We start from the raw sequence: 20,531 nt of genomic DNA, 5'->3' as shown, positions 1-20,531 counted from the left end.
ACATCGCTCCTACATTCCGCTCATGGCTTGTTTGTTGAGGCTTTTTGCCGCCGCGTCCTGTTGCGTAATTACGCCCATACCCACCAGCTTTTGTAAGCACTGATCCATGGTTTGCATGCCATGTGCTTGTCCCGTTTGGATCACTGAATACATTTGCGGAACCTTGTCTTCACGGATCAGGTTACGGATAGCGGGAATGCCAATCATAATTTCATGAGCAGCAACACGCCCCCCGCCAATCTTCTTCAGCAGGGTCTGAGAAATAACTGCTCTTAATGATTCTGAAAGCATTGAACGCACCATCCCTTTTTCTGCGGCGGGAAACACATCAATAATACGGTCGATGGTTTTGGGAGCAGAGTTAGTATGCAAGGTACCAAATACCAAGTGACCCGTTTCAGCAGCAGAAATCGCCAGACGAATGGTTTCAAGGTCACGTAGTTCCCCTACCAGTATCACGTCGGGGTCTTCACGCAGAGCTGACCTGAGTGCATTGTTAAAGCTGTGCGTGTCTCTGTGCACCTCACGCTGATTAATCACCGCGAGTTTATTGTTGTGCACAAATTCAATAGGGTCTTCTATAGTAAGAATATGCTCGCGCTTGTGTGAGTTGATGTAGTCAATCATGGCTGCCAATGTGGTACTTTTACCTGAGCCAGTAGCGCCGGTAACCAGTACTATACCCGTCGGCTGATTGATGATTTGTTTAAATATCTCAGGCGCTCCCAGTTCATCCAGGGTAAGCACTTTGCTGGGAATGGTTCTAAGCACAGCAGCAGCACCGCGATTCTGAACAAAAGCATTGACCCTGAAACGCGCCAGGTCTTTTACTTCGAAAGAAAAATCGGTTTCGAGGTTTTCTTCGTACTCTTTACGTTGAGAGTCGTTCATGATTTCATAAATGAGCGTGTGAACTTGTTTGTGATCTAAGGCTGGTACATTTAAACGCCGCATTTCGCCATCAACGCGAATGATAGGTGGCAAGCCTGCTGAAAGGTGTAAATCAGACGCGTTATTGGTAACACTAAACGCTAAAAGTTCGGTAATATCCACGACCATGTTCTCCAAAAACAAAAGGTGTTATGCAAACCATAGCAGAACGATTAGATATCGCCCATAACGCCATCAAATTGGCGGCCAAAGCTGCACATCGTGATTACCATTCTGTGCAATTATTGGCGGTAAGTAAAACAAAACCCGTATCAGATATACATCTCGCGTATAAAGCAGGACAACGAATGTTCGGTGAAAACTACGTGCAAGAGGGTGTTGAAAAAATACTTCATTGCCAATCACTTAGTGGCATGGAGTGGCATATGATTGGTCCGATTCAGTCAAATAAAACTAAATTGGTGGCAGAACATTTCGACTGGGTACAAAGCGTAGACCGAGAGAAAATTGCCCGCAGACTCGATGCTCAGCGGCCTGAATCATTGCCACCGTTGAATATATGCATTCAAATTAATATTGACGATGAATCAAGCAAATCGGGTGTCGGGCTCGACCAGGCGGATACATTGATGGCTGCGGTGGAATCTCTGCCGAGGCTCACTCTGCGTGGCATTATGGCCATACCGAAAGCCAATGCTTCAGATGAAGAACGAGCGCATAGCTTTGCACGACTTCAACAACTCTTTTCTCACGCGCAAGAGCGATTCCCTCAGGTAGACACACTCTCCTTGGGAATGAGTAACGATATGACGACGGCCATTCAGTATGGCTCAACGATGGTAAGGCTGGGCACAGCATTGTTTGGCAGTCGCGACAAAAAAGGATAGTGGCATTATGAAGAAGACAAAAAAAATAACGTTTATTGGCGCTGGCAATATGGCGCGCAGTATTATTAAGGGGCTTGTTAATGCAGGCTATCCTGCCAGTGAGATCATGGCGTGTAACCGTACCGCTGAAAAACTGGCATTCTTTTCACAGCTCGGCATCAATACTAGTACCGACAACGACCAAGGCGTTGCTTTTGCGGATGTGGTGGTATTAGCAGTTAAACCTCAATTTATGCAAGCTATGTGTGAAAGCCTTGCACAGCATGGTAAATGCACGGACAAAGTATTTGTGTCTATTGCTGCAGGCTTAACCGTAGCGCGACTTCAGGCATTCTTAGGATGCCCTTGTCCTGTTATACGCGTAATGCCCAACACGCCAAGTTTAATTGGCAGGGGGGTATCTGGACTTTACGCCAATGACGATGTGTCCGACTCAGACAAAACATTTGTTGCGGAAATGATGAACGCGGTAGGTACGACCATTTGGGTGCCAGAGGAATCTCAAATCAATGGCGTTATTGCTGCTGCAGGCAGCAGTCCTGCTTATTTTTTCCTGTTTCTTGAAGCCATGGAGCAGGAGGCGCTTAATATGGGGTTTGATAAAAATGCGGCACGCGCTATGGTTGAAAACGCCATGCTAGGGGCCGCTGAAATGGTCTGTCACAATTCAGACCTTGAATTAAGCGAGCTTCGCGCCCAAGTTACTTCTAAGGGCGGAACAACTGCCAAGGCAATTGAGCACTTTCAGCAACAAGGGCTGTCTGAGTTAGTGCAAAATGCCATGCGTGCTGCAGTAACCCGCGCGCAAGAAATGGAAAAAACCTTTTAAATTTTCGCGGAGTATTTTGGCTTATGAACGCCACCATTTTTCTAATTAGCACCCTATTCAACCTTTACCTAATGGTGGTGCTATTGCGCCTGTGGTTACAACTTGCCAAAGCAGATTTTTATAATCCATTCAGTCAATTTGTGGTCAAAGCTACGCACCCCATCGTTGGCCCGATGCGACGAGTTTTACCATCGGTGGGGTCGTTGGATACCGCCACACTGTTATTGGCCTTTCTGGTTTCTATGGTGAAAATTACCACGTTAAGTTTCCTCTTTGCTGGCGGATTCCCCAATGTCATCACGCTAACACTTGGGTCTTTGCTTGACGTGATCAACGAAGGTCTAAGCTTGATCTTCTGGGTTTTAATCCTCAGCGCCGTTTTGAGTTGGGTAAGTCAGGGCCGCTCTCCCATTGAATATGTACTTAACCAGTTGACTGACCCAATTCTAAGACCTATCCGTAAAATTTTACCGCCAATGGGCGGGCTAGATTTGTCGGTATTGGTCGCCATTATCGGTTTGCAATTTATTCGTATTCTGTTGTCTGACTTTATCGGTCTGCGTTAATCGAACAGCTATTTTCGGGGTTAAGAATGAAAAGGTTTCTACTCGTTTTGATCACTCTTTTTTCATGCACCAGTGTCACATATGCTGAGCAAAAAAAGGTTGTTGGCCCATGGGATGTGCACTACATGGTGGTGAATACGACCTTCCTAACCCCCGAAATAGCAAAAGCAAATGGTATTGTTAGAAGTAAATATAACGCACTGGTGAATATTTCTGTTCTCGACACTGATGACAAAAAAGCGCAGTTAGTTGCCATCGACGGCGAGGCGACTAATTTACTTGGTAACAAGAAAAAACTCAGCTTCAAACGCGTACAGGAAGGTCAGGCCATCTATTACCTTGCAGTGGTGCCGTTTCGGGACAAAGAAACCTTGCGTTTCGATATTTCTCTGCGTCAAGGCAACACAAATGATAGCTTAAAATTCCAGCAAAAAATGACGGTAGACTAACGTGAGCCGTCGTCCGAGATATGTGCTGAAGTCCATATAAACCCTGAGATCCACAATATGACGGTCAAAAAAACACTTGCTTTTGACCACGCAATATACAATAGTTCCATTTTGGTTAGTTCTAAAAAATATAATTTATACCTCTAACCTATAAAAAGAACGCATGCTATGGAACCTGTAACAGTATCAACACAATCATTTTTTCACTTGATGAGCAACAAATGTTGACTCTCATTTTCCATATCTGTGCATGACGTTCTTAAAGACATAACAAATCTATTGGGAACATAACATGATAGACACACAAAAAATGCGTAGGCTCCCTCTTGCCCATGCTATCAGTTGCATACTGGCGTCGGCGTCATTTGCAGCAGCAGCTCAAGAACAAGAAACCACTGAACCAAAAGCAGACGAGGCCGTTGAGAAAATCTCGGTCGTAGGTAGCCGTATTCGCAACGACGGATTCGACAGAGCCCTACCTGTTGAAGTTATTTTAGCTGACGATGCCGTCTCTCAGGGCATTGGTGATGTGAGTGAGCTTCTCAGGAATTCAACGGTTGCCGCGGGTTCTCCTCAGGCCACAGCGGCACTTTCAACTGCACTAATCCAAGAAGGTGGTGCAGGTTCAGAAACTATATCTTTGCGTGGTTTAGGTGCCAACCGTACTTTAGTACTATTGAATGGTCGTCGTATCGGTCCAGCGGGTACACGTGGGCAGGTTTCTTCTTTCGATTTCAACGTGCTTCCTCTTTCTGCTGTTGAAAGAATTGAAATCCTTAAAGACGGTGCATCATCTATCTACGGTTCAGATGCCGTTGCAGGTGTTGTTAACATTATTACCAAGAAAGACGATGGCGGAAACGTTGACGTTTCTTATACACAGCCCATGGAAAGTGGTGGCGAGCAGTTCCGTATCAACGCCACATACGGTCAGGCGAATGAAAACGGTTCATTCAGGGTTACTGCAGACTATAATTTGCAAACTGAACTCGCGAAGAAAGACAGAGATTGGTTCCAGTGTGGTGAGCGTTATGTGTTTGATGCGCAAACTGGAGAGCGTGCTGACTTAGTTGACCCCAGAACCGGTGAATTCCAGTGCCGTGACTTATTGTGGGGCCATGTTTGGATGTATGACTACCAAGACAGTTACACTGATGATGGAAACCGCCCTGGTAACTTTACGAGAATTCAATATGACTATGACGGCGTATTAGGAAACTATATTCCGGCATTTAATACCGACCCTAACAACCCTTATCACGTAGGTGTGCCTGATGGTTGGTTCCCAGTGGGTTATGATGCGGCCTCTGATGCCGTTCAAGATTACCAGCATCCTTTCTTTGGTTTGACATCGTTGATACCAAAAAATGAGCGTGCGACTGTCTACGCGACGGGTGATTATCAAATCACAGACACCATGATGGTGTACGGTGAAGCACTCATCAACAGACGTGAAACAACCATAAACGGTTACCGTCAATATTGGAGTTATATTTATAACGAAAATGCAAACTTTGGAAACCTCTTCGGTGGGGAACCAATTGTTGATGGTGGCGGTAGCTCATTGAGTGAAGGTTGGACAGGTGCCAACTGGCTGAGCCCTACGCCAATCACAGACCACTCAGGTAGTGTGACTACGGTTGATTATCAACGCTTTGTAGTAGGCTTAACCGGTGATATTGGCGACACTTGGTACTTTGACGTATCGCTTCAGTCTAGCCGTTCAGACGGTGATTACTTGAACAAAATCATCTACGACGACGCAATTAGCGACAACAACTTCTCTACAGGGTCTTGCGTAGGCACAACGAGCTCCGTGCGCGGTGCGGCATGTGTGGATGTTCCTTGGTTAAGTCCAGACCTGATGCGCGGTGTGGTATCACAAGAAGTTCGTGACTTCTTGTTTGGTGAAGACGTGGGTAACACCGTTTATAAACAGCAAACCTTTGAAGCCTTCGCTTCAGGTGATGTGTTTGAACTGCCAGCAGGTACTGTTGGTGCCGCGGTTGGTATTTATTACCAGAAAGACGAAATTGTGGACACTCCTGGAGAAGCCACCCTTGCAGGTAACGTGTGGGGCGCATCAACGGCTGGTATTACCGCTGGTGATGACAATACCAAAGCAGTGTTTGCCGAGTTCCAGATCCCTGTGCTTGAGGACGTATTCCTAGCGCAGAAACTAGATTTAACACTATCTGGCCGTTACACCGACGTCGATTCGTCTGGCGACGATACTACGTACAAAGTGGGCGTAAACTGGACCATCAACGACCAACTTAGATTCCGTGGTAACAGAAGTACTTCTTTCCGTTCACCTGCTTTGTTCGAATTATATCTGAATGAGCAAACCGGAAGCCTTCGTCAATCGCTTGCCGACCCTTGTGTACGCTGGGGTGATGCATTGTCTCAAGGTAACATTACGCAAAGAACCGCTGACAACTGCGCGGCAGACGGCATTGCAGCTGATTATTCGGGTGGCGCTATTAGTGCAACCACGGTCACGTCAGGCGGCTTAGGCGTATTGGCACCGGAAACGTCAACATCGAATACCTTTGGCTTCATCTATAAGCCAAGCTTCGTTGAAAACTTAGTCATGTCCATCGACTTCTTTGACATTGAAATAGAAGGTGAAGTAACTAACTTGGGCGGAGCGACCATTACCGCACAGTGTTATAACTCACTAGACTTTGCCAATGAACCTTTGTGTGACCAGTTTGACCGTGACCCTCTCGATCAGCGTATTTCAACTATCCGAGGCGGTTACCTAAACATTGCTAGCCAGGTCAACCGTGGTTACGACGTTGCAGTAAGGTATGACTTTGAAACCGAGTACGGTCAGTTCGACGTAAGTCTAGAAGGTACTGTACAGCAAGAAGCGTCTCGTCAGCTGTTCCCAACGGAAGATCCTGAGGACAGAACAGGTGAATTTGGTCGCCCTGAGAAAGTGGCTAACTTCACGTTGAGCTGGACTTCAAACGAAGATTGGAACGTAACATGGACAGCGCGCTATATCGGTAGCGTGTCTAACCACGTGAGACCTTTCCAGAATGAAAATGAGTACAACGACACATCAACTATTCGCGGCCAAGAAGTCAGACTTGACTTTAACGACAGCGGTAAGATGTACCACTCTCTAGCGGTATCTAAGAACCTTTATGATATCGATTTCACTTTTGGTATGGCCAACGTGCTGGATCAGGAGCCGCCTAAAGCCAGTGACTTTGGTGGTGTAGTAAGACGTGAAGGTACCTCTGCTTTCTACAGCCAGTATGACTGGTTAGGAAGAAGACTGTTCCTTAATATGTCTTATGACTTCTAAGTAATAGCTATTGTAAAAAGCCGACTTCGGTCGGCTTTTTTAATTGCTTCACGGTAAGCGCTCGTAATCTGGTATAAGATGCTTTTATACTAGGTCAAGAAGTAATCAATTAGTCAATGGGGCGTAAAGCAACAGAATGCCAAGAGTTTTTGCTAAGTCTGATAACCTGAACGAGCTCAACAAAAATTTTGAGCAACACCCTCTCACACATCCCGTTTTTATTAATTCAGTGCCCAAGTGTGGCACCCACTTAATGCGCAACATTTTGAGAATGTTTGTGCCAGTAGAACAACAATACCATGCTGACTTCATTCAGCATCCTAACCTTAAACAGCATTTGCAGGCATTTGATAGCAAAAAGCCTGTACTAAGTTGGGGACACCTGCTGTTTTCTGATGATGCAGCCAGAGGCCTTAAATCCACAACGCAATTGCTCATTGTTCGTGACCCTTATGACTGGGTACTAGCAAGAGCGCGCTTTTTCCTCTCTGACAGTTTTCAGGGACAAATGGATCACCTTAAAAACGGCGCGGTTTCCATAGAAGAGATGCTAAACATGATGATATTTGGTATTTATCAAAAAGCACCTACCTTGGAAGAAATTTTTACACACAATGCGGTTGCATGGCTTGGTACTGGCGTAAAGCTGGTCAAGTACGAACATGTGATAAAACATTTGAAAAATCTGGAAAGCAAAGAAGCAGAGACCTTTTTTGCTGATTTACTCAGTGTGCTTGGTTTGCCTTCATTGCCAGGTGACTGGAAAGAACGGGTAAAAATTGGCTCTGACAGAAAACAAAGTGGTACCGCCAGAGAGAACTTATCGGGTCAGAGTGTGGAATTACCGAGTGAGTTACCCGATAAACAAAAACAGCTTGTTGAATATGCAGCACCAGGATTGCGCAATATTCTTGGCTACTATTAATATTAGATAATCGTTATGCAAAAAAGAAGAGTAGTAATCGTAGGGGGCGGCTCAGCAGGTTGGATGACTGCCGCCTATCTGAACGGCGCACTGAACAATAAAGGTGCTGATCCAAAGGTCGATATTCACCTGATAGAGTCACCTGATACTCCCAGAATTTCTGTGGGTGAGGCCACCATTCCTTCGATGCGTCATTTACTTGCCGTTATCGGTGTGGACGAAATGGAATTTATGCGCGCCACTGAGGCCACATTCAAACAATCCATCAAGTACACCAATTGGGTGCATAAGAACAATACCTTCTACCACCACCCGTTCAGCAGGGCGACCGTCCAGCCCCGTGACAACATGGGCATGCGCTGGCTGCAAAGTGATCAAAGTATTCCCTTTATGGAAACCTGCTCAGCCCAACCGATTATTTGTGAAATGGGGCTAACACCTAAAATGATGGGTGAATGGCGTATGGGACAACCCCTTAGCTATGCCTACCATATGAATGCACAGAAGTTTGCTGACTATTTATGCGAATTTTCGGTTCAGCGTGGCGTTAAACATACCTTTGCCAATGTAGTCGATATTACATTGCGCGATGCAGATCATATCCAATCGGTTACCACCGACCAGGGTGAAACACTCGAATCTGACATTTTTGTCGACTGTACGGGTTTTCGAGCGCGGCTGATTGAAGAAAAGCTAGGTGTCGGTTTTGAAGATTGCTCACAATGGCTATTGTGTGACAGAGCTATTACCATGCACGTGCCCTATGATGATTTTTATCCTGGCATGGTTCGTCCCTACACAACGGCTACAGCCCTATCCAATGGCTGGATTTGGGATATTCCTATGCAAAGCCGCCGTTCAATTGGCTATGTGCATTCAAGTGCCTTCATCGACGAGGAATCAGCTGAAAGAGAAATGCGCGCCTATCAGGGTGACGACACAGGCGCATTGGACGCGCGCTTGGTACGCTTCAAAGTAGGAAGAAGGCATAGAACTTGGCACGGCAACTGTGTTGCGATAGGCTTATCGGGTGGCTTTATTGAGCCCCTTGAATCGACCGGTTTGTATTTAAGTGACATGGGCGCGGTAATGCTCGCTGAGCATTTCCCCTGGCAGGACTCGGGGATGGACTTGCTGTCTACCCGATATAACCGTCTGATGAGCAACCGGTTTTATGAAATACTCGATTTCATTAATATGCACTATTGCCTCACACAACGGACCGATACTGATTTCTGGCGCGAAGTGCAAAAGCCAGAGCGCATTAACGACAGATTGAAAGCTAAGTTTGAATACTGGAAAGTGAAGCCCCCGAGCCCTTCAGACTTTGATGATATGTGGTTACCGGGTCAATCTGTGTTACCGGTAGACCAGACAATAGCGGGTCAGGACCGCAGACCTGCAGTAGACACAGCCGGTCTATGGAACTATCAAAGCTATGAATGCATTTTATATGGCATGGACTTCTTAAAGCAGGAGTCAGAACAATGGTTCGGCACAAACCGGCCACCCACTGAAATCAATCCGATCATTTTACAGCGTCTTCAGGCAGCAAAACAGAACCTGCCACCCCATGCCTACTGGCTGCAACAAAAGGTTGGCATGCAGCAATATCAAACCCATGCCAAACCGGCAGGCTGGGTAGCCTAGACCGAGTTAAAACTGGTCAAGCATAATGGTGTTGCCGTCCGGGTCCTTAAAAATACAGTGACCCGGACCACTTTCTCCTTTGACAGGAGTGAGCATTTCCACACCTTCTTCTGTCAATAATCGTTCAATTTCCCGCACATTGTCCGGGTTAAACGTCATTATGTTGTCTTCAAACATCCCTTCAAACAGCCCTATCATCACGCTACCACTTTTCATGATGAGCCATTTATCTTCGATGGAACCACAGGATGGCAAGGGTTCGAAGCCTAACTTTTCATAGAAAGATTTAGAAATAGCGATATCGCTTACTGATAAACTGAGAGAAAACTGACCGAGCTGCATGACACGTCCTAATGTTGGATATTTGTTGACTAGTATTAAATCACTTACATGAATAAATAATAGCCAACAATTGTGTCTATTTGTTGAACGAGGCTAATTTTTCCTGTTCTTTTTGCAGCGCGCGTTGATAAGCCTCTCTTCTCATCACGGTTTCACAATAGTGCTTAACATTGTCAAATTGGCAAGGCATGTTAGCGTTCTTGGCCCAGTTCAACGTGTGGACAGCCAAAATATCAGCATAACTAAACTGCGTGCCCGTGGCATACGCGTTGTCGTTGAGCATGCTTGAAAACACCTTGAGTGCTCGTTCATATTCCCACTTAGCCGTCTCTTTCACTTTTTTAACACGCCTTTCTTCGGGCAGTGCAAATGTATGCTTCGCCATTGTCCACAACGGCTGCTCCAGTTCACAGGCAATAAAAGACTGCATCTCAAATACCTTACCAGTGACAAAAAGGTCGGTACTGTCAGGCAATAAAGGAGCGCCATGATGAGCCGCCAAATAAGCCAGTATCGCTGGCGACTCCGCAAGCACACCTTCAGGTGTTTTTAATAAGGGCACTTTAGCCATGGGTGATAAGGCCAAATAGTTAGCTTGCTTATGCTCGCCTTGGTATAAATTTACTACCTGATAATCATAGTTAACCTGAGCTTCCTCTAGCGCCCAAAGCACTCTAAAAGAACGCGTATTAGGAAACCCGTAAAGTGTATACATGAGTGCTACTCCTGGCTGTCACGCAAAAAAACTGGGGTATCGGGCGTACTGTCTTTTTCACTGTAAACATAACCGGCAAGGTTGAAAGACGATAGCTCGGTTGATGATGTCAGCTTATTTTGAATTATGTAGCGAGCCATGAGACCGCGGGCTTTTTTGGCATAAAAACTGATAATTTTGTACTGCCCGTTTTTATAGTCCTTAAAAACTGGGGTAATAATAGTGGCGTTGAGCGCCTTTTTGTCAACGGCCTTAAAATATTCATTAGAGGCTAAGTTCACCAGGGTCTGCTCTGACGCTTCGTTTAACTCAGTATTTATTTTCTCTGCTAGCTTGGTATTCCAAAATTCATAGAGGTTTTTTCCCCGTGAATTATCCAGCTTAGTGCCCATTTCAAGGCGGTATGGTTGAATAAGGTCAAGGGGGCGCAAAATACCATAAAGCCCTGATAGGATACGCAAGTGTTTTTGTGCAAATGCCACATCATCGTCATCGAGGCTCTGCGCATCCAGTCCTGTATAGACATCGCCATTAAACATATACATCGCCTGTTTTGCATTTTCCTTTGTTAAAGGTAACGTGAAACTGTTGAAGCGTTCCGCATTTAAAACGGCCAACTTATCACTGATAGACATCAGTGAACCTAGCTGCGATGGCGATAATGTTTTACAACGATCGACTAATGTCATGGTATCGTCAATCAAGTCTGGTAAAGTATAGTCCTCGACTGAAACCGCAGACGTGACGTCGAGATTCTTGGCTGGCGATACAACAATTAACATAAAAACTCCTAGCTCATTTGATAACTGGAAGAGTATACACTCAAGCGCCCTATTAGGTTTATACTTCCTCCATTTGTAATAAAATTAAATACGAGAGCCACATGACGAATCAACTTGATGCTTTGCGAGACATCACAACTGTTGTTGCCGACACGGGCGACATTGAGGCAATAAAAAAATATCAGCCTGTTGACGCAACTACCAACCCTTCCTTATTGCTTAAAGCAGCGGCCCTTCCACAGTACGCTTCATTAATACAAGAATCTGTTGATTGGGCAAAGTCGCAAAGTGCAGACATTGCTCAGCAAGTCATTGACGCTGGCGACAAACTCGCAGTGCTGATAGGAAAAGAAATCAGCGCCTTGATCCCTGGCAGAATTTCTACTGAGGTCGATGCCCGATTGTCCTTTGATACAAATGCAACGATCGAAAAGGCACACCGACTCATCGCGTTGTATGACCAGGCAGGCATAGATAAATCGCGCATCCTGATTAAAATAGCGTCAACCTGGGAAGGTATCAAAGCTGCCGAGCATCTCGAAAAAGAGGGGATCAACTGTAACCTTACATTGCTTTTCAGCTTTGCTCAGGCTCGGGCATGTGCCGAATCTGGCGTTTATCTGATTTCCCCTTTCGTAGGCCGTATTTTGGATTGGTATAAAGCAAATACAGGTGTCGATAGTTATGCACCACTCGAGGACCCGGGCGTGCAATCAGTGACTCGAATTTACAATTATTACAAAGAACATGGCTACAAAACGGTAGTGATGGGCGCAAGTTTCCGCAATATTGGCGAAATTCAGGCTCTGGCAGGATGTGATAGGCTGACTATCAGCCCTCAACTACTTGAAGAACTTGCCAATGAAAAAACGGCTTTACCTACGCAATTAACCGACAAGGGTACCACTGCCACTCCCTCTGATTCCCTCACCGAGTCACAATTTCGCTGGGAGATGAATGAAGACCCGATGGCAACTGAAAAGTTAGCTGAAGGTATTCGCAATTTCGCAGCCGATCAAGGCAAGTTAGAAGCACAATTAAAGCAAAAGCTTACAGTGTAAAGGAACATAGTCATTATGAATTTCATGCAGACTCCAGAATGGACAACGTTGTCAAATCTTGCAAACGAAATCAAAGGTCAGCACATGCGAGACTGGTTTGCAGCTGAACCCTCACGCGCTCAAGATTTCACTGTGTCGGCGTGTGGTATCGAAATAGATTATTCAAAAAACCGCATAACAAGCAGTGTTATGCAGGGTCTATTCGACCTAGCCAAAGCGTGTAAGGTTGAAGAAACTCGAGATGCCATGTTCGCAGGTGAGATTATTAATAACACCGAAGGGCGTGCCGTGTTGCATACTGCACTGCGTAACAAGTCAGATAAACCTGTTTATGTAGATGGCAAGGACGTCATGCCAGAAGTAAGGGCAACGCTAGATAAGATGGCCGCCTTTGTAAACGACATTCACAGTGGTCGTCATCTTGGCTATACCGGGAAACCTATCAAACACGTAGTAAGTATTGGCATTGGCGGGTCTTTCTTAGGCCCTAAGATCATGACCGAAGCATTGAAGCCTTACCAAACTGACACCATCAACGTCCATTTTGTGGCAAATGTTGATGGTTGCCACATCAATGATGTGTTGAATGCGCTGGATCATGAAGAAACCTTGATTGTGATGTCTTCTAAGTCATTCACTACGCAGGAAACATTGCAAAATACCCTCACCGCAAAATCTTGGTTTTTTTCTAAGGGCGGCACACAAGAGGATATCGCAAAACACTTTATCGCAATTTCATCTAATGTCGCGGCGGCGACTGAGTTTGGAATTGCAAAAGAAAATATCTTTCCTATGTGGGATTGGGTTGGCGGCCGCTATTCATTGTGGTCAGCAATCGGTTTGCCGATTGCACTAGCACTGGGCTTTGATAACTTCAATGCCATGCTGGACGGTGCCCATGCCATGGATGAACATTTTGTGTCTGCACCTCTTGAACAAAATATACCTGTAATTCTTGCCACACTTGGCGTTTGGTATCGACACTTCTTTGATGGCCAGTCGCAGGTTCTATTGCCCTATTACCATTACTTAAGAGGCCTACCCGCATATATTCAGCAATTGGACATGGAAAGCAATGGAAAAAGTGTGAACAAAGACGGCGAGCGTGTTGATTATGCCACTGGTCCCATCATTTGGGGTAGTGAAGGCACCAATGGGCAGCATAGTTTTCACCAATTGATCCATCAAGGTGCAGGACTTATGCCTATCGACTTCATTTTCCCACTCGTGGCCGACAACAGCGATGCAACCCATCACGCCATGCTGGCCTCTAACTGTTTTGGTCAGGCACAGGCACTTATGCAGGGTAAGGCGTATGAAGATTGTTATGCAGACCTCGAAAACAAAGGCTTGGAAGAAGATGAGCGCCGTGCTTTAGCGGAACACAAGACCATGCCAGGTAACAAACCTAGCAATACCATTACGTTTGAAAAACTCGATCCTTTCACACTTGGCGCGCTGATTGCTATGTATGAGCATAAAGTACATGTTCAGGGCACCATTTGGCACCTAAATTCTTACGACCAGTGGGGCGTGGAATTAGGAAAAGTTCTGGGTAATCAGGTACTGAGTGGGATTGATGGGAACACTGCACTAAGTGCATTTGATCACTCAACCGCGGCATTAATAACAAAATTCAAACAAGCTAATACTCAGTAACCCCTTGCGCACACCTCGAAGAGGTGTGCGAATTTCTCCCAGTTCTCACCCATCTAGTCTCCTCAATTTGTCACGAAATTGTCACAACTTGTTAATCAAAAGTTAATTTTTATATTTTATTTTTTGGTTGCCTGTGGTAAAAAATTAATTGGTAGCGGATATAACTACCGACCAATTGTGTAGTAAGCGGTAATAACAAAGGGGATCTACGTGGATACTTCCGATCTTTTTTCAGTGCTAGATAAAGAAACTCGTCCCGCAAAAACCAAAAGTAAAAAACGCAAATGGCGTGAAATAGAAGCAATTAAAGACCGCTTCCGCCTAGAAAAAGAGCTCGCCGAATACGACATGGGCTTTGAATACGAGCTAGAAACCGCAGAGAGATAACAGAAAGGCCGCATCGTGTATGCGGCCTTTTTTATTTCTTCAGGTTTTAAATGGCTAGTTACCTAGGTGCCAGTCGATAGGCTGTTGCCCCTTATTCGCAAGAAGAGTATTGGTCTGACTAAAGTGACGGCAACCTAGGAAGCCCCTGTGCGCTGACAACGGCGAAGGGTGTGGCGCTCTTAAGACGCTATGTTTTTGTTCATCCAAAAGCATTGCTTTCTTTTGGGCATGGCTGCCCCATAATAAGAACACGACATGCTTATTGTGGTCATTGACGGCTTTTATGACCGCGTCAGTAAAGGTTTCCCACCCTTTGTTTGCGTGTGAGTGTGGCTTACTCTCTTCAACGGTGAGTACTGTATTTAGGAGCAACACCCCCTGACTTGCCCATGCCGTTAAATCACCCATTTCGGGAATAGAAAAGCCTGCTATATCCTGACTCAACTCTTTAAATATATTTCGTAGCGAAGGGGGTGGACGGATACCGGGCGGCACAGAAAAGCACAAACCATGGGCCTGGTTTGGCCCGTGGTAAGGATCCTGCCCTAAAATAACCACTTTTACAGACGCCAAAGGTGTCAATTTCAGCGCGTTGAACACATCAGCAGGCGGTGGGTATATGACTTTTGTACTCGCGCGTTCCTGTTCCACAAATGCCATTAATTGCTTGAAATAATCTGACTGCTTTTCAGCAGCCAGTGTTTCTTTCCATGTGGTCTGCATGTTAGCCGAGTGTCGCAAAAAGCTTGGCTTTTAAATCCTCATAATCACTACTGATGGGCTCATCAAGCCCTTTCTCAGCAGCACACGCGGCCAATGGTCCAGGTAAGGCAATAGGCTGACCTAACACATTCTCAACAGTTTCCCTGAATTTAGCCGGGTGAGCAGTACCTAAAAACAAGCCAATTTCGCCTTCTTCAAGGTGATGTTCGAGCGCATGAAATGCTACTGCCGCATGAGGCTCACTTGTATATCCTTTTTGTGCCAATTGGCGCATAGCGATTTGTGTTGACTCTTCATCTACTGCGACACCTGCCAGCGCCTCTTTTGGCAGCTCCCCTCTTTCGATAAGCGCCTCAATACGCGGCCAATTATTGGGACGGCTTACGTCCATGGCATTGGAAATCGTAGCGACTGTATCATTAGGAGCCCATACGCCATCTTTAAGATAACGCGGCACCGTATCATTGGCATTGGTTGCTGCAATAAAGCGCTTGATAGGTAACCCTAACGCCCTTGCAATAATACCGGCAGTTAAGTTTCCGAAGTTACCACTAGGCACAGACACAACGACCTTGTCGCGCTGTGATTCAGGCAGTTGAGCAAAGGCTTCAAAGTAATAGCACACTTGTGCTAACAGACGACTAATATTGATTGAGTTTGCACTGTTCAGGTGCAAGCCCTCTCTAACATCAGGGTCATCAAACGCGGTTTTAACCAGCGCTTGGCACTGATCAAAATCACCGTCAACACTAAAGGTGTGAATATTGCCACCAAGCGTAGTGAAAAGCTTCTCTTGCAGCGGGCTTATCTTTCCCTTGGGAAATAAGATAACCACATTGATGTTATCTATACCGTGAAATGCATGTGCTACGGCAGCCCCCGTATCACCTGATGTTGCAGTAAGAATAGTGATAGGCTCGCCATCACTGATTTTTGAAAGGCACTGTGCCATAAACCTGCCCCCAAAATCTTTAAAGGCCAATGTTGGCCCGTGAAAGAGTTCTAGGGTGTAGATATTATCGGTTACCGCCGCAACAGGCGCAGTAAAGTTAAATGCGGTATCGACGATTTCTGTAATATCAGCATCGGTTAGTTCATCGCCAATAATGGCCCTTAAGATGAACGCACTGCGTTGCTGAAGTGGCATATTAAGCACACTGTTTACATCATCGAAAGCTTTAAAACTTCGGGGGAAATACAAACCTTGTTGCTTACCCAATCCGCGTTTTACTGCCTCTTTAAAACTGGCTGTGTCTTGTGGATCTTTTAAATTAACTAATTCCACTGTTTTTCCTACATCTTTGTTGTTTCGATCACCACACCCTCATCTGGTATGCGGCATACGTGGCTAAAGCCATCTTTATTTTGTACATAATGTTGTTGCAACCACTGTGCAAGATCATCCGCCGTTTCTTTATTATCACTAACAGCGAAAACCGTTGGGCCCGAACCGGAAATACCAAATGCCAATGCGCCCTTGCTCATGCAATATGCTCGCGCTTCGGTAAACCCTGGCAATAGAGTTTGTCGATAGGGCTCAGCAATTACATCATGCATCATACTCGCTGCACGCGCCTCATCCTGTTGATGTAAGGCATCAACGAATACCGCCAGTTGGCGACCGAAAGTGAGTGCAGTCGCCATGTCTACTTGTTCAGGCAGTATTTTTCTTGCCGCGGATGTAGACACTGATATGCCAGAATAGCACAAGGTCCAATACCAAGAATCAACTTGTGGTAATTTGCTGGTCACAGGTGATGACAACCCCGTCATTAATGTCATCCCCCCGAGATAACTGGGAGCGACGTTGTCGTAGTGAACACTACCGCTAATTTGTCCCTCACACTCTCCCATCATGGTAAGTAGCTCATCTTCGTTGAAGTGATTGCCATAATGCGCATTGAGAGCCGCAAACGCTGCGACTATAGAACTGGCACTGCTGCCCAACCCGCTACCAATAGGCAGGTTTTTTTCTAATGACATCGCCGTTGAAGGAATTGTAATACCCCGCAATGCACATGCCTCGCGAAAAAAATGTAGGCATTGTGTAACAATATTGGTACTGGCATCGGCGGGAAGCTTATGCGCAAATGGACCTTGTACATCAAGGCTGTCTGACGTCGCTTCTGAGACAGAAACATAATCGCCGAGTTTGTCTCCGCTCACGGGTACCAGCGCAGCACCGAGAACGTCGAAGCCCAGACTGACATTTCCTATCGAGGCAGGTGCGTAAACTGTTGTTTTTGTCATGGTTGATAATTGCATCTTAAATTTGTTTCCACGGCATAGTGCGCAATATATCAGCAAACACCCCCGCGGCGGTAACAGTTCCGCCGGCACCATAACCACGAATAACATAAGGTTTTGGTTGATAATAGTCACTGTGAATTGCAAGCGCATTTTCACCATCGCGGATCACAGCCAGTGGATGGTCTGGAAGAACGGCTTCAATACTGACTTTGCAACTACCATGTTCAATCTTGCCGATGTATCTTAGCACTTTACCCGCCTGTTTAGCGGCTTCAACTTTTTCAGCAAACGCGTGGTCACACTCGTGAAGCCGCGCCATAAAGCTTTCAATATCGTCATTGCCGGCGAAGCCTTCGGGCAGCACAGACTCAATATCAATATCAGATAATTCAAGTGATATGCCTGCCTCTCTTGCTAAGATGAGAAGTTTACGTGCCACGTCTGTACCACTGAGGTCATCACGTGGATCGGGTTCAGTAAATCCATTTTCTTTGGCTGTAGCAGTGGCTTCAGACAAGCTCATACCATCTTCCAGTTTACCAAAAACGTAACTGAGGCTACCTGATAAAATGCCTTCAAAGCGGTGCAGTTCATCGCCAGCACTGAACAGTTTTTGCAAGTTATCAATGACAGGTAGGCCTGCGCCTACGGTTGTCTCGTAAAGATACTGGCGCTTTGTTTGCAGTGCGGTATTTTTAAGTGCTTCGTAGTAAGTAAGAGAACCTGTGTTGGCCTTTTTGTTTGGTGTAACCACATGGAAGCCAGCATTCATGAGATCCACATAGAGCGATGCCACTGCTTCGCTGCTGGTACAGTCAACAATTACCGGATTAACCAAGCACTGTTCATCTACCCAGTTTTGGAGCAGCTCAATAGAAAAAGATTCCTGACTAGCAGCCAGCGCTGAGTACCAATCAGTGCTTAGGTCAATCCCCTCATTGTTCAGCAGTAACTTTTTGCTGTTGGCAATGCCATAAACACGAAGCTGAATGTGTTTTTCCAATAGTGCTTTTTGCTGACGAGCGAACTGATCAAGCAGCTCCTTACCCACATTGCCACAGCCCACCAAAAATACATCAATCGTATGCCGTTCAGAGAAAAAATTCTGATGTATAGCACGTACCGCCTTTTTCGCTTTATCAGCTTCAACAACCGTTGAAATTGAACGCTCACTGGACCCCTGAGCGATTGCGACGTTGTTCACTCTAGCCTGTGAAATTGAGTTGAAGAATTTTGCCGCAAGCCCTTTTGTTCGTTTCATCCCATCTCCGACTAGGGTAACAATTGACAAGTTGTGCCTGACCTCTATGGGGTCGAGCAGTTGATTAGATAATTCAAGTGCAAACGCATCTTCAAGCAATGCCAGCGCACGTTCAGCATCTTTGCTGTGTATACAAAAACTAATGCTGTATTCCGACGAAGACTGGGTGATCAAAGTTATCGAGATACTGGCGTTGCTCATGACTTCAAATACTCGGCTCGCCATGCCTACCATACCTTTCATGCCTGGGCCTGCAACATTAAACATAGCCACATTTTCAAGCTGTGAAATACCTTTAACATTGGTCCACTTCGTGCTGGCTTCGTTACTAATTAACGTGCCGGGCGCCGCGGGATTAAGCGTATTTTTAATTAGACATGGAATGTGATGTTGTGCAATCGGACCTATTGTCTTGGGGTGCAACACTTTTGCACCAAAGTAGGACAGCTCCATGGCTTCTTGATAGGTAAGCTTGTCCATCAACACAGCACCTTCTACCTGATTCGGATCAGCGTTGTACACACCGTCGACGTCGGTCCAGATTTCGCAACAGGTAGCATCTATACACGCGGCTAGTATTGCAGCAGAGTAGTCAGAGCCATTTCGCCCCAAGGTTACCTTTTCACCCTGCTCATTGGCGGCAACAAAGCCTGGCATAATGAGTACTTGACTGCCGCTCGCATCCACGTCTGAGAAGCGCGCTTTGCTCAGCGCAACATCGGCTATACTGTCAAGGTAATCTCCCTCGGCAAGTACGTACTCAACAGGGTCAAGGATAGTGCTGTCTACGCCCTTCGCTGACAGAATGTGATGAAGAAAGTTAACACTTACATACTCTCCAATGCTTAAAATAGCAGCTGAAATAGCATCTGGAGCACACCCCAGTAATGTAAAACCTTCTAACTGTCGTGATAACCACGCTAAACGTTCGTCAATAAGCGCGACCAAAGCAGCATGCTCATATCCTGTTAGCGCCTGGTCCAATTCATCGTTAATTCCCTTTAACGTCATGCGGAGTTTCTCTAACAACTCAAAATAATCGGTCTGGTTTGCTGCTTGCTCACACAATAACGACAGCGCATTTGTCACGCCTTTGGGGGCCGACAAAACCACAGCAGCACCATCGCTGTTGTGGCAGTCAAGCGTTATGTCAGTGACACGAAGATAGCGTGTAGCATCTGCTAGTGAACTACCGCCAAACTTCATAACCTTCATGTGAAACTCCTAAGCTTTTGCTGTTGAGTGAATAAAAAAAAGCCCGCTTGTTTAGGGCGGGCTTTCGTTGTCTTTTGCAATTTGCACTAGCCAGCGACCGCCCCCAAGGGGATGGTTGTCATCATAATGCCGGTAGTGCTAATTATTGTTTTCATACGGTCAATTTGCCGTATAGACGTCTATATGTCAACAGTGAAATGGCAAAGATTATGGCTAATTTGCCATAACTTATACGCTTTTCGTTTCAATTGGACTAAAAGAAACCGTATAACTTGAGGGTTTGCGTAAGCTTTTCGGCACAAATAGGTTTAGGAATAAAGTCGACAACACCAAATTGTTTCACTCGGCTTTGCATCTCAGGCTGAATATCGCCAGAGATGACAATGGTAAATATGTCGATTTCTTTTTGCTTTAATTGCTCAAGTACCCCTACACCATCAAGTATGGGCATAGTCAGATCGAGTAATAATAGATCAAATTGCTGTTGCGAGAGCAAGCTTACTGCCTCCTCGCCGTTACTTGCCTGAGCGACCGAATCTGCGAAGTTATCGGGTAAGCTCCTTTTTGTCATTTTCCGCGCCAGTGCTGAATCGTCGCAAATAAGCACCCGATAACTCATG

General features: G+C 45.8%; 19 protein-coding genes. 10 read left to right on the top strand and 9 right to left on the bottom strand.

Annotated features, from left to right (window positions below; genetic code table 11):
- Positions 1–9 precede the first annotated feature (9 nt).
- Positions 10–1,053 carry a type IV pilus twitching motility protein PilT gene (locus DRW07_RS00445; RefSeq protein WP_124025920.1) on the bottom strand — a complete coding sequence of 348 codons (1,044 nt, stop codon included), beginning with the start codon at positions 1,051–1,053 and terminating at the stop codon, positions 10–12.
- A gap of 29 nt (positions 1,054–1,082) precedes the next feature.
- Between DRW07_RS00445 and DRW07_RS00440 the strand changes: the two genes are divergently transcribed.
- From DRW07_RS00440 to DRW07_RS00410, 7 genes are all read left to right on the top strand, one after another.
- Positions 1,083–1,778 carry a YggS family pyridoxal phosphate-dependent enzyme gene (locus tag DRW07_RS00440; RefSeq protein WP_124025919.1) on the top strand — a complete coding sequence of 232 codons (696 nt, stop codon included), beginning with the start codon at positions 1,083–1,085 and terminating at the stop codon, positions 1,776–1,778.
- A gap of 7 nt (positions 1,779–1,785) precedes the next feature.
- Entirely contained in the window at positions 1,786–2,607 is an 822-nt protein-coding gene (gene proC, locus DRW07_RS00435; RefSeq protein ID WP_124025918.1) for a pyrroline-5-carboxylate reductase, read from the top strand.
- Between the two features lie 23 nt (positions 2,608–2,630).
- Positions 2,631–3,173 (top strand): YggT family protein, encoded by a 543-nt coding sequence (locus tag DRW07_RS00430; RefSeq protein ID WP_124025917.1) that lies wholly within the window; start codon positions 2,631–2,633, stop codon positions 3,171–3,173.
- 26 nt (positions 3,174–3,199) lie between these two features.
- On the top strand, positions 3,200–3,622 hold the full coding sequence (locus tag DRW07_RS00425) for a DUF4426 domain-containing protein (RefSeq protein ID WP_124025916.1): 423 nt from the start codon (positions 3,200–3,202) through the stop codon (positions 3,620–3,622).
- A gap of 292 nt (positions 3,623–3,914) precedes the next feature.
- Complete coding sequence (locus DRW07_RS00420; RefSeq protein ID WP_124025915.1) at positions 3,915–6,941, top strand: TonB-dependent receptor plug domain-containing protein; 3,027 nt, start codon at positions 3,915–3,917, stop codon at positions 6,939–6,941.
- A gap of 136 nt (positions 6,942–7,077) precedes the next feature.
- The gene (locus DRW07_RS00415; RefSeq protein ID WP_124025914.1) at positions 7,078–7,866 is read left to right on the top strand and encodes a histone H3/H4 domain-containing protein; all 789 of its coding nucleotides are present in this window, start codon (positions 7,078–7,080) and stop codon (positions 7,864–7,866) included.
- Positions 7,867–7,881: 15 nt separating this feature from the next.
- On the top strand, positions 7,882–9,516 hold the full coding sequence (locus tag DRW07_RS00410; RefSeq protein WP_124025913.1) for a tryptophan halogenase family protein: 1,635 nt from the start codon (positions 7,882–7,884) through the stop codon (positions 9,514–9,516).
- 6 nt (positions 9,517–9,522) lie between these two features.
- Here the strand turns inward: DRW07_RS00410 and DRW07_RS00405 are convergent, their stop codons facing one another.
- The 3 genes from DRW07_RS00405 to yaaA form a co-directional block, all read right to left on the bottom strand.
- On the bottom strand, positions 9,523–9,858 hold the full coding sequence (locus tag DRW07_RS00405) for a VOC family protein (RefSeq protein WP_124025912.1): 336 nt from the start codon (positions 9,856–9,858) through the stop codon (positions 9,523–9,525).
- Between the two features lie 76 nt (positions 9,859–9,934).
- Positions 9,935–10,573, bottom strand: a complete 639-nt coding sequence (locus DRW07_RS00400) for a glutathione S-transferase family protein (protein ID WP_124025911.1) — start codon at positions 10,571–10,573, stop codon at positions 9,935–9,937.
- Positions 10,574–10,578: 5 nt separating this feature from the next.
- Entirely contained in the window at positions 10,579–11,355 is a 777-nt protein-coding gene (gene yaaA / locus DRW07_RS00395) for a peroxide stress protein YaaA (protein ID WP_124025910.1), read from the bottom strand.
- Between the two features lie 101 nt (positions 11,356–11,456).
- Between yaaA and tal the strand changes: the two genes are divergently transcribed.
- The 3 genes from tal to DRW07_RS00380 all read left to right on the top strand — a co-directional run bounded on the left by tal (position 11,457) and on the right by DRW07_RS00380 (position 14,462).
- A complete protein-coding gene (gene tal / locus DRW07_RS00390; protein ID WP_124025909.1) occupies positions 11,457–12,416 on the top strand; it encodes a transaldolase in 960 nt (319 codons plus the stop codon).
- Between the two features lie 15 nt (positions 12,417–12,431).
- Entirely contained in the window at positions 12,432–14,075 is a 1,644-nt protein-coding gene (pgi, locus tag DRW07_RS00385; RefSeq protein WP_124025908.1) for a glucose-6-phosphate isomerase, read from the top strand.
- 210 nt (positions 14,076–14,285) lie between these two features.
- Positions 14,286–14,462 (top strand): DUF3545 family protein, encoded by a 177-nt coding sequence (locus tag DRW07_RS00380; RefSeq protein ID WP_124025907.1) that lies wholly within the window; start codon positions 14,286–14,288, stop codon positions 14,460–14,462.
- A gap of 54 nt (positions 14,463–14,516) precedes the next feature.
- On the opposite strand, the gene ung is transcribed toward DRW07_RS00380, so the two are convergent.
- From ung to DRW07_RS00355, 5 genes are all read right to left on the bottom strand, one after another.
- Positions 14,517–15,185 (bottom strand): uracil-DNA glycosylase, encoded by a 669-nt coding sequence (gene ung / locus DRW07_RS00375; RefSeq protein ID WP_124025906.1) that lies wholly within the window; start codon positions 15,183–15,185, stop codon positions 14,517–14,519.
- Between the two features lies 1 nt (position 15,186).
- Entirely contained in the window at positions 15,187–16,470 is a 1,284-nt protein-coding gene (thrC, locus tag DRW07_RS00370; RefSeq protein WP_124025905.1) for a threonine synthase, read from the bottom strand.
- An 8-nt stretch (positions 16,471–16,478) separates the two neighbouring features.
- Positions 16,479–17,435 (bottom strand): homoserine kinase, encoded by a 957-nt coding sequence (gene thrB, locus DRW07_RS00365; protein WP_124025904.1) that lies wholly within the window; start codon positions 17,433–17,435, stop codon positions 16,479–16,481.
- A 16-nt stretch (positions 17,436–17,451) separates the two neighbouring features.
- Entirely contained in the window at positions 17,452–19,911 is a 2,460-nt protein-coding gene (gene thrA, locus DRW07_RS00360; protein ID WP_124025903.1) for a bifunctional aspartate kinase/homoserine dehydrogenase I, read from the bottom strand.
- 253 nt (positions 19,912–20,164) lie between these two features.
- A complete protein-coding gene (locus DRW07_RS00355; RefSeq protein WP_124025902.1) occupies positions 20,165–20,530 on the bottom strand; it encodes a response regulator in 366 nt (121 codons plus the stop codon).
- Position 20,531 lies beyond the last annotated feature (1 nt).

The organism is Paralteromonas sediminis (assembly GCF_003820355.1).
In the GTDB taxonomy this organism is placed as follows: domain Bacteria; phylum Pseudomonadota; class Gammaproteobacteria; order Enterobacterales; family Alteromonadaceae; genus Alteromonas_F; species Alteromonas_F sediminis.
The sequence above is the reverse complement of the archived record's forward strand: the minus strand, read 5'-3'. Positions and strand labels throughout refer to the sequence as shown.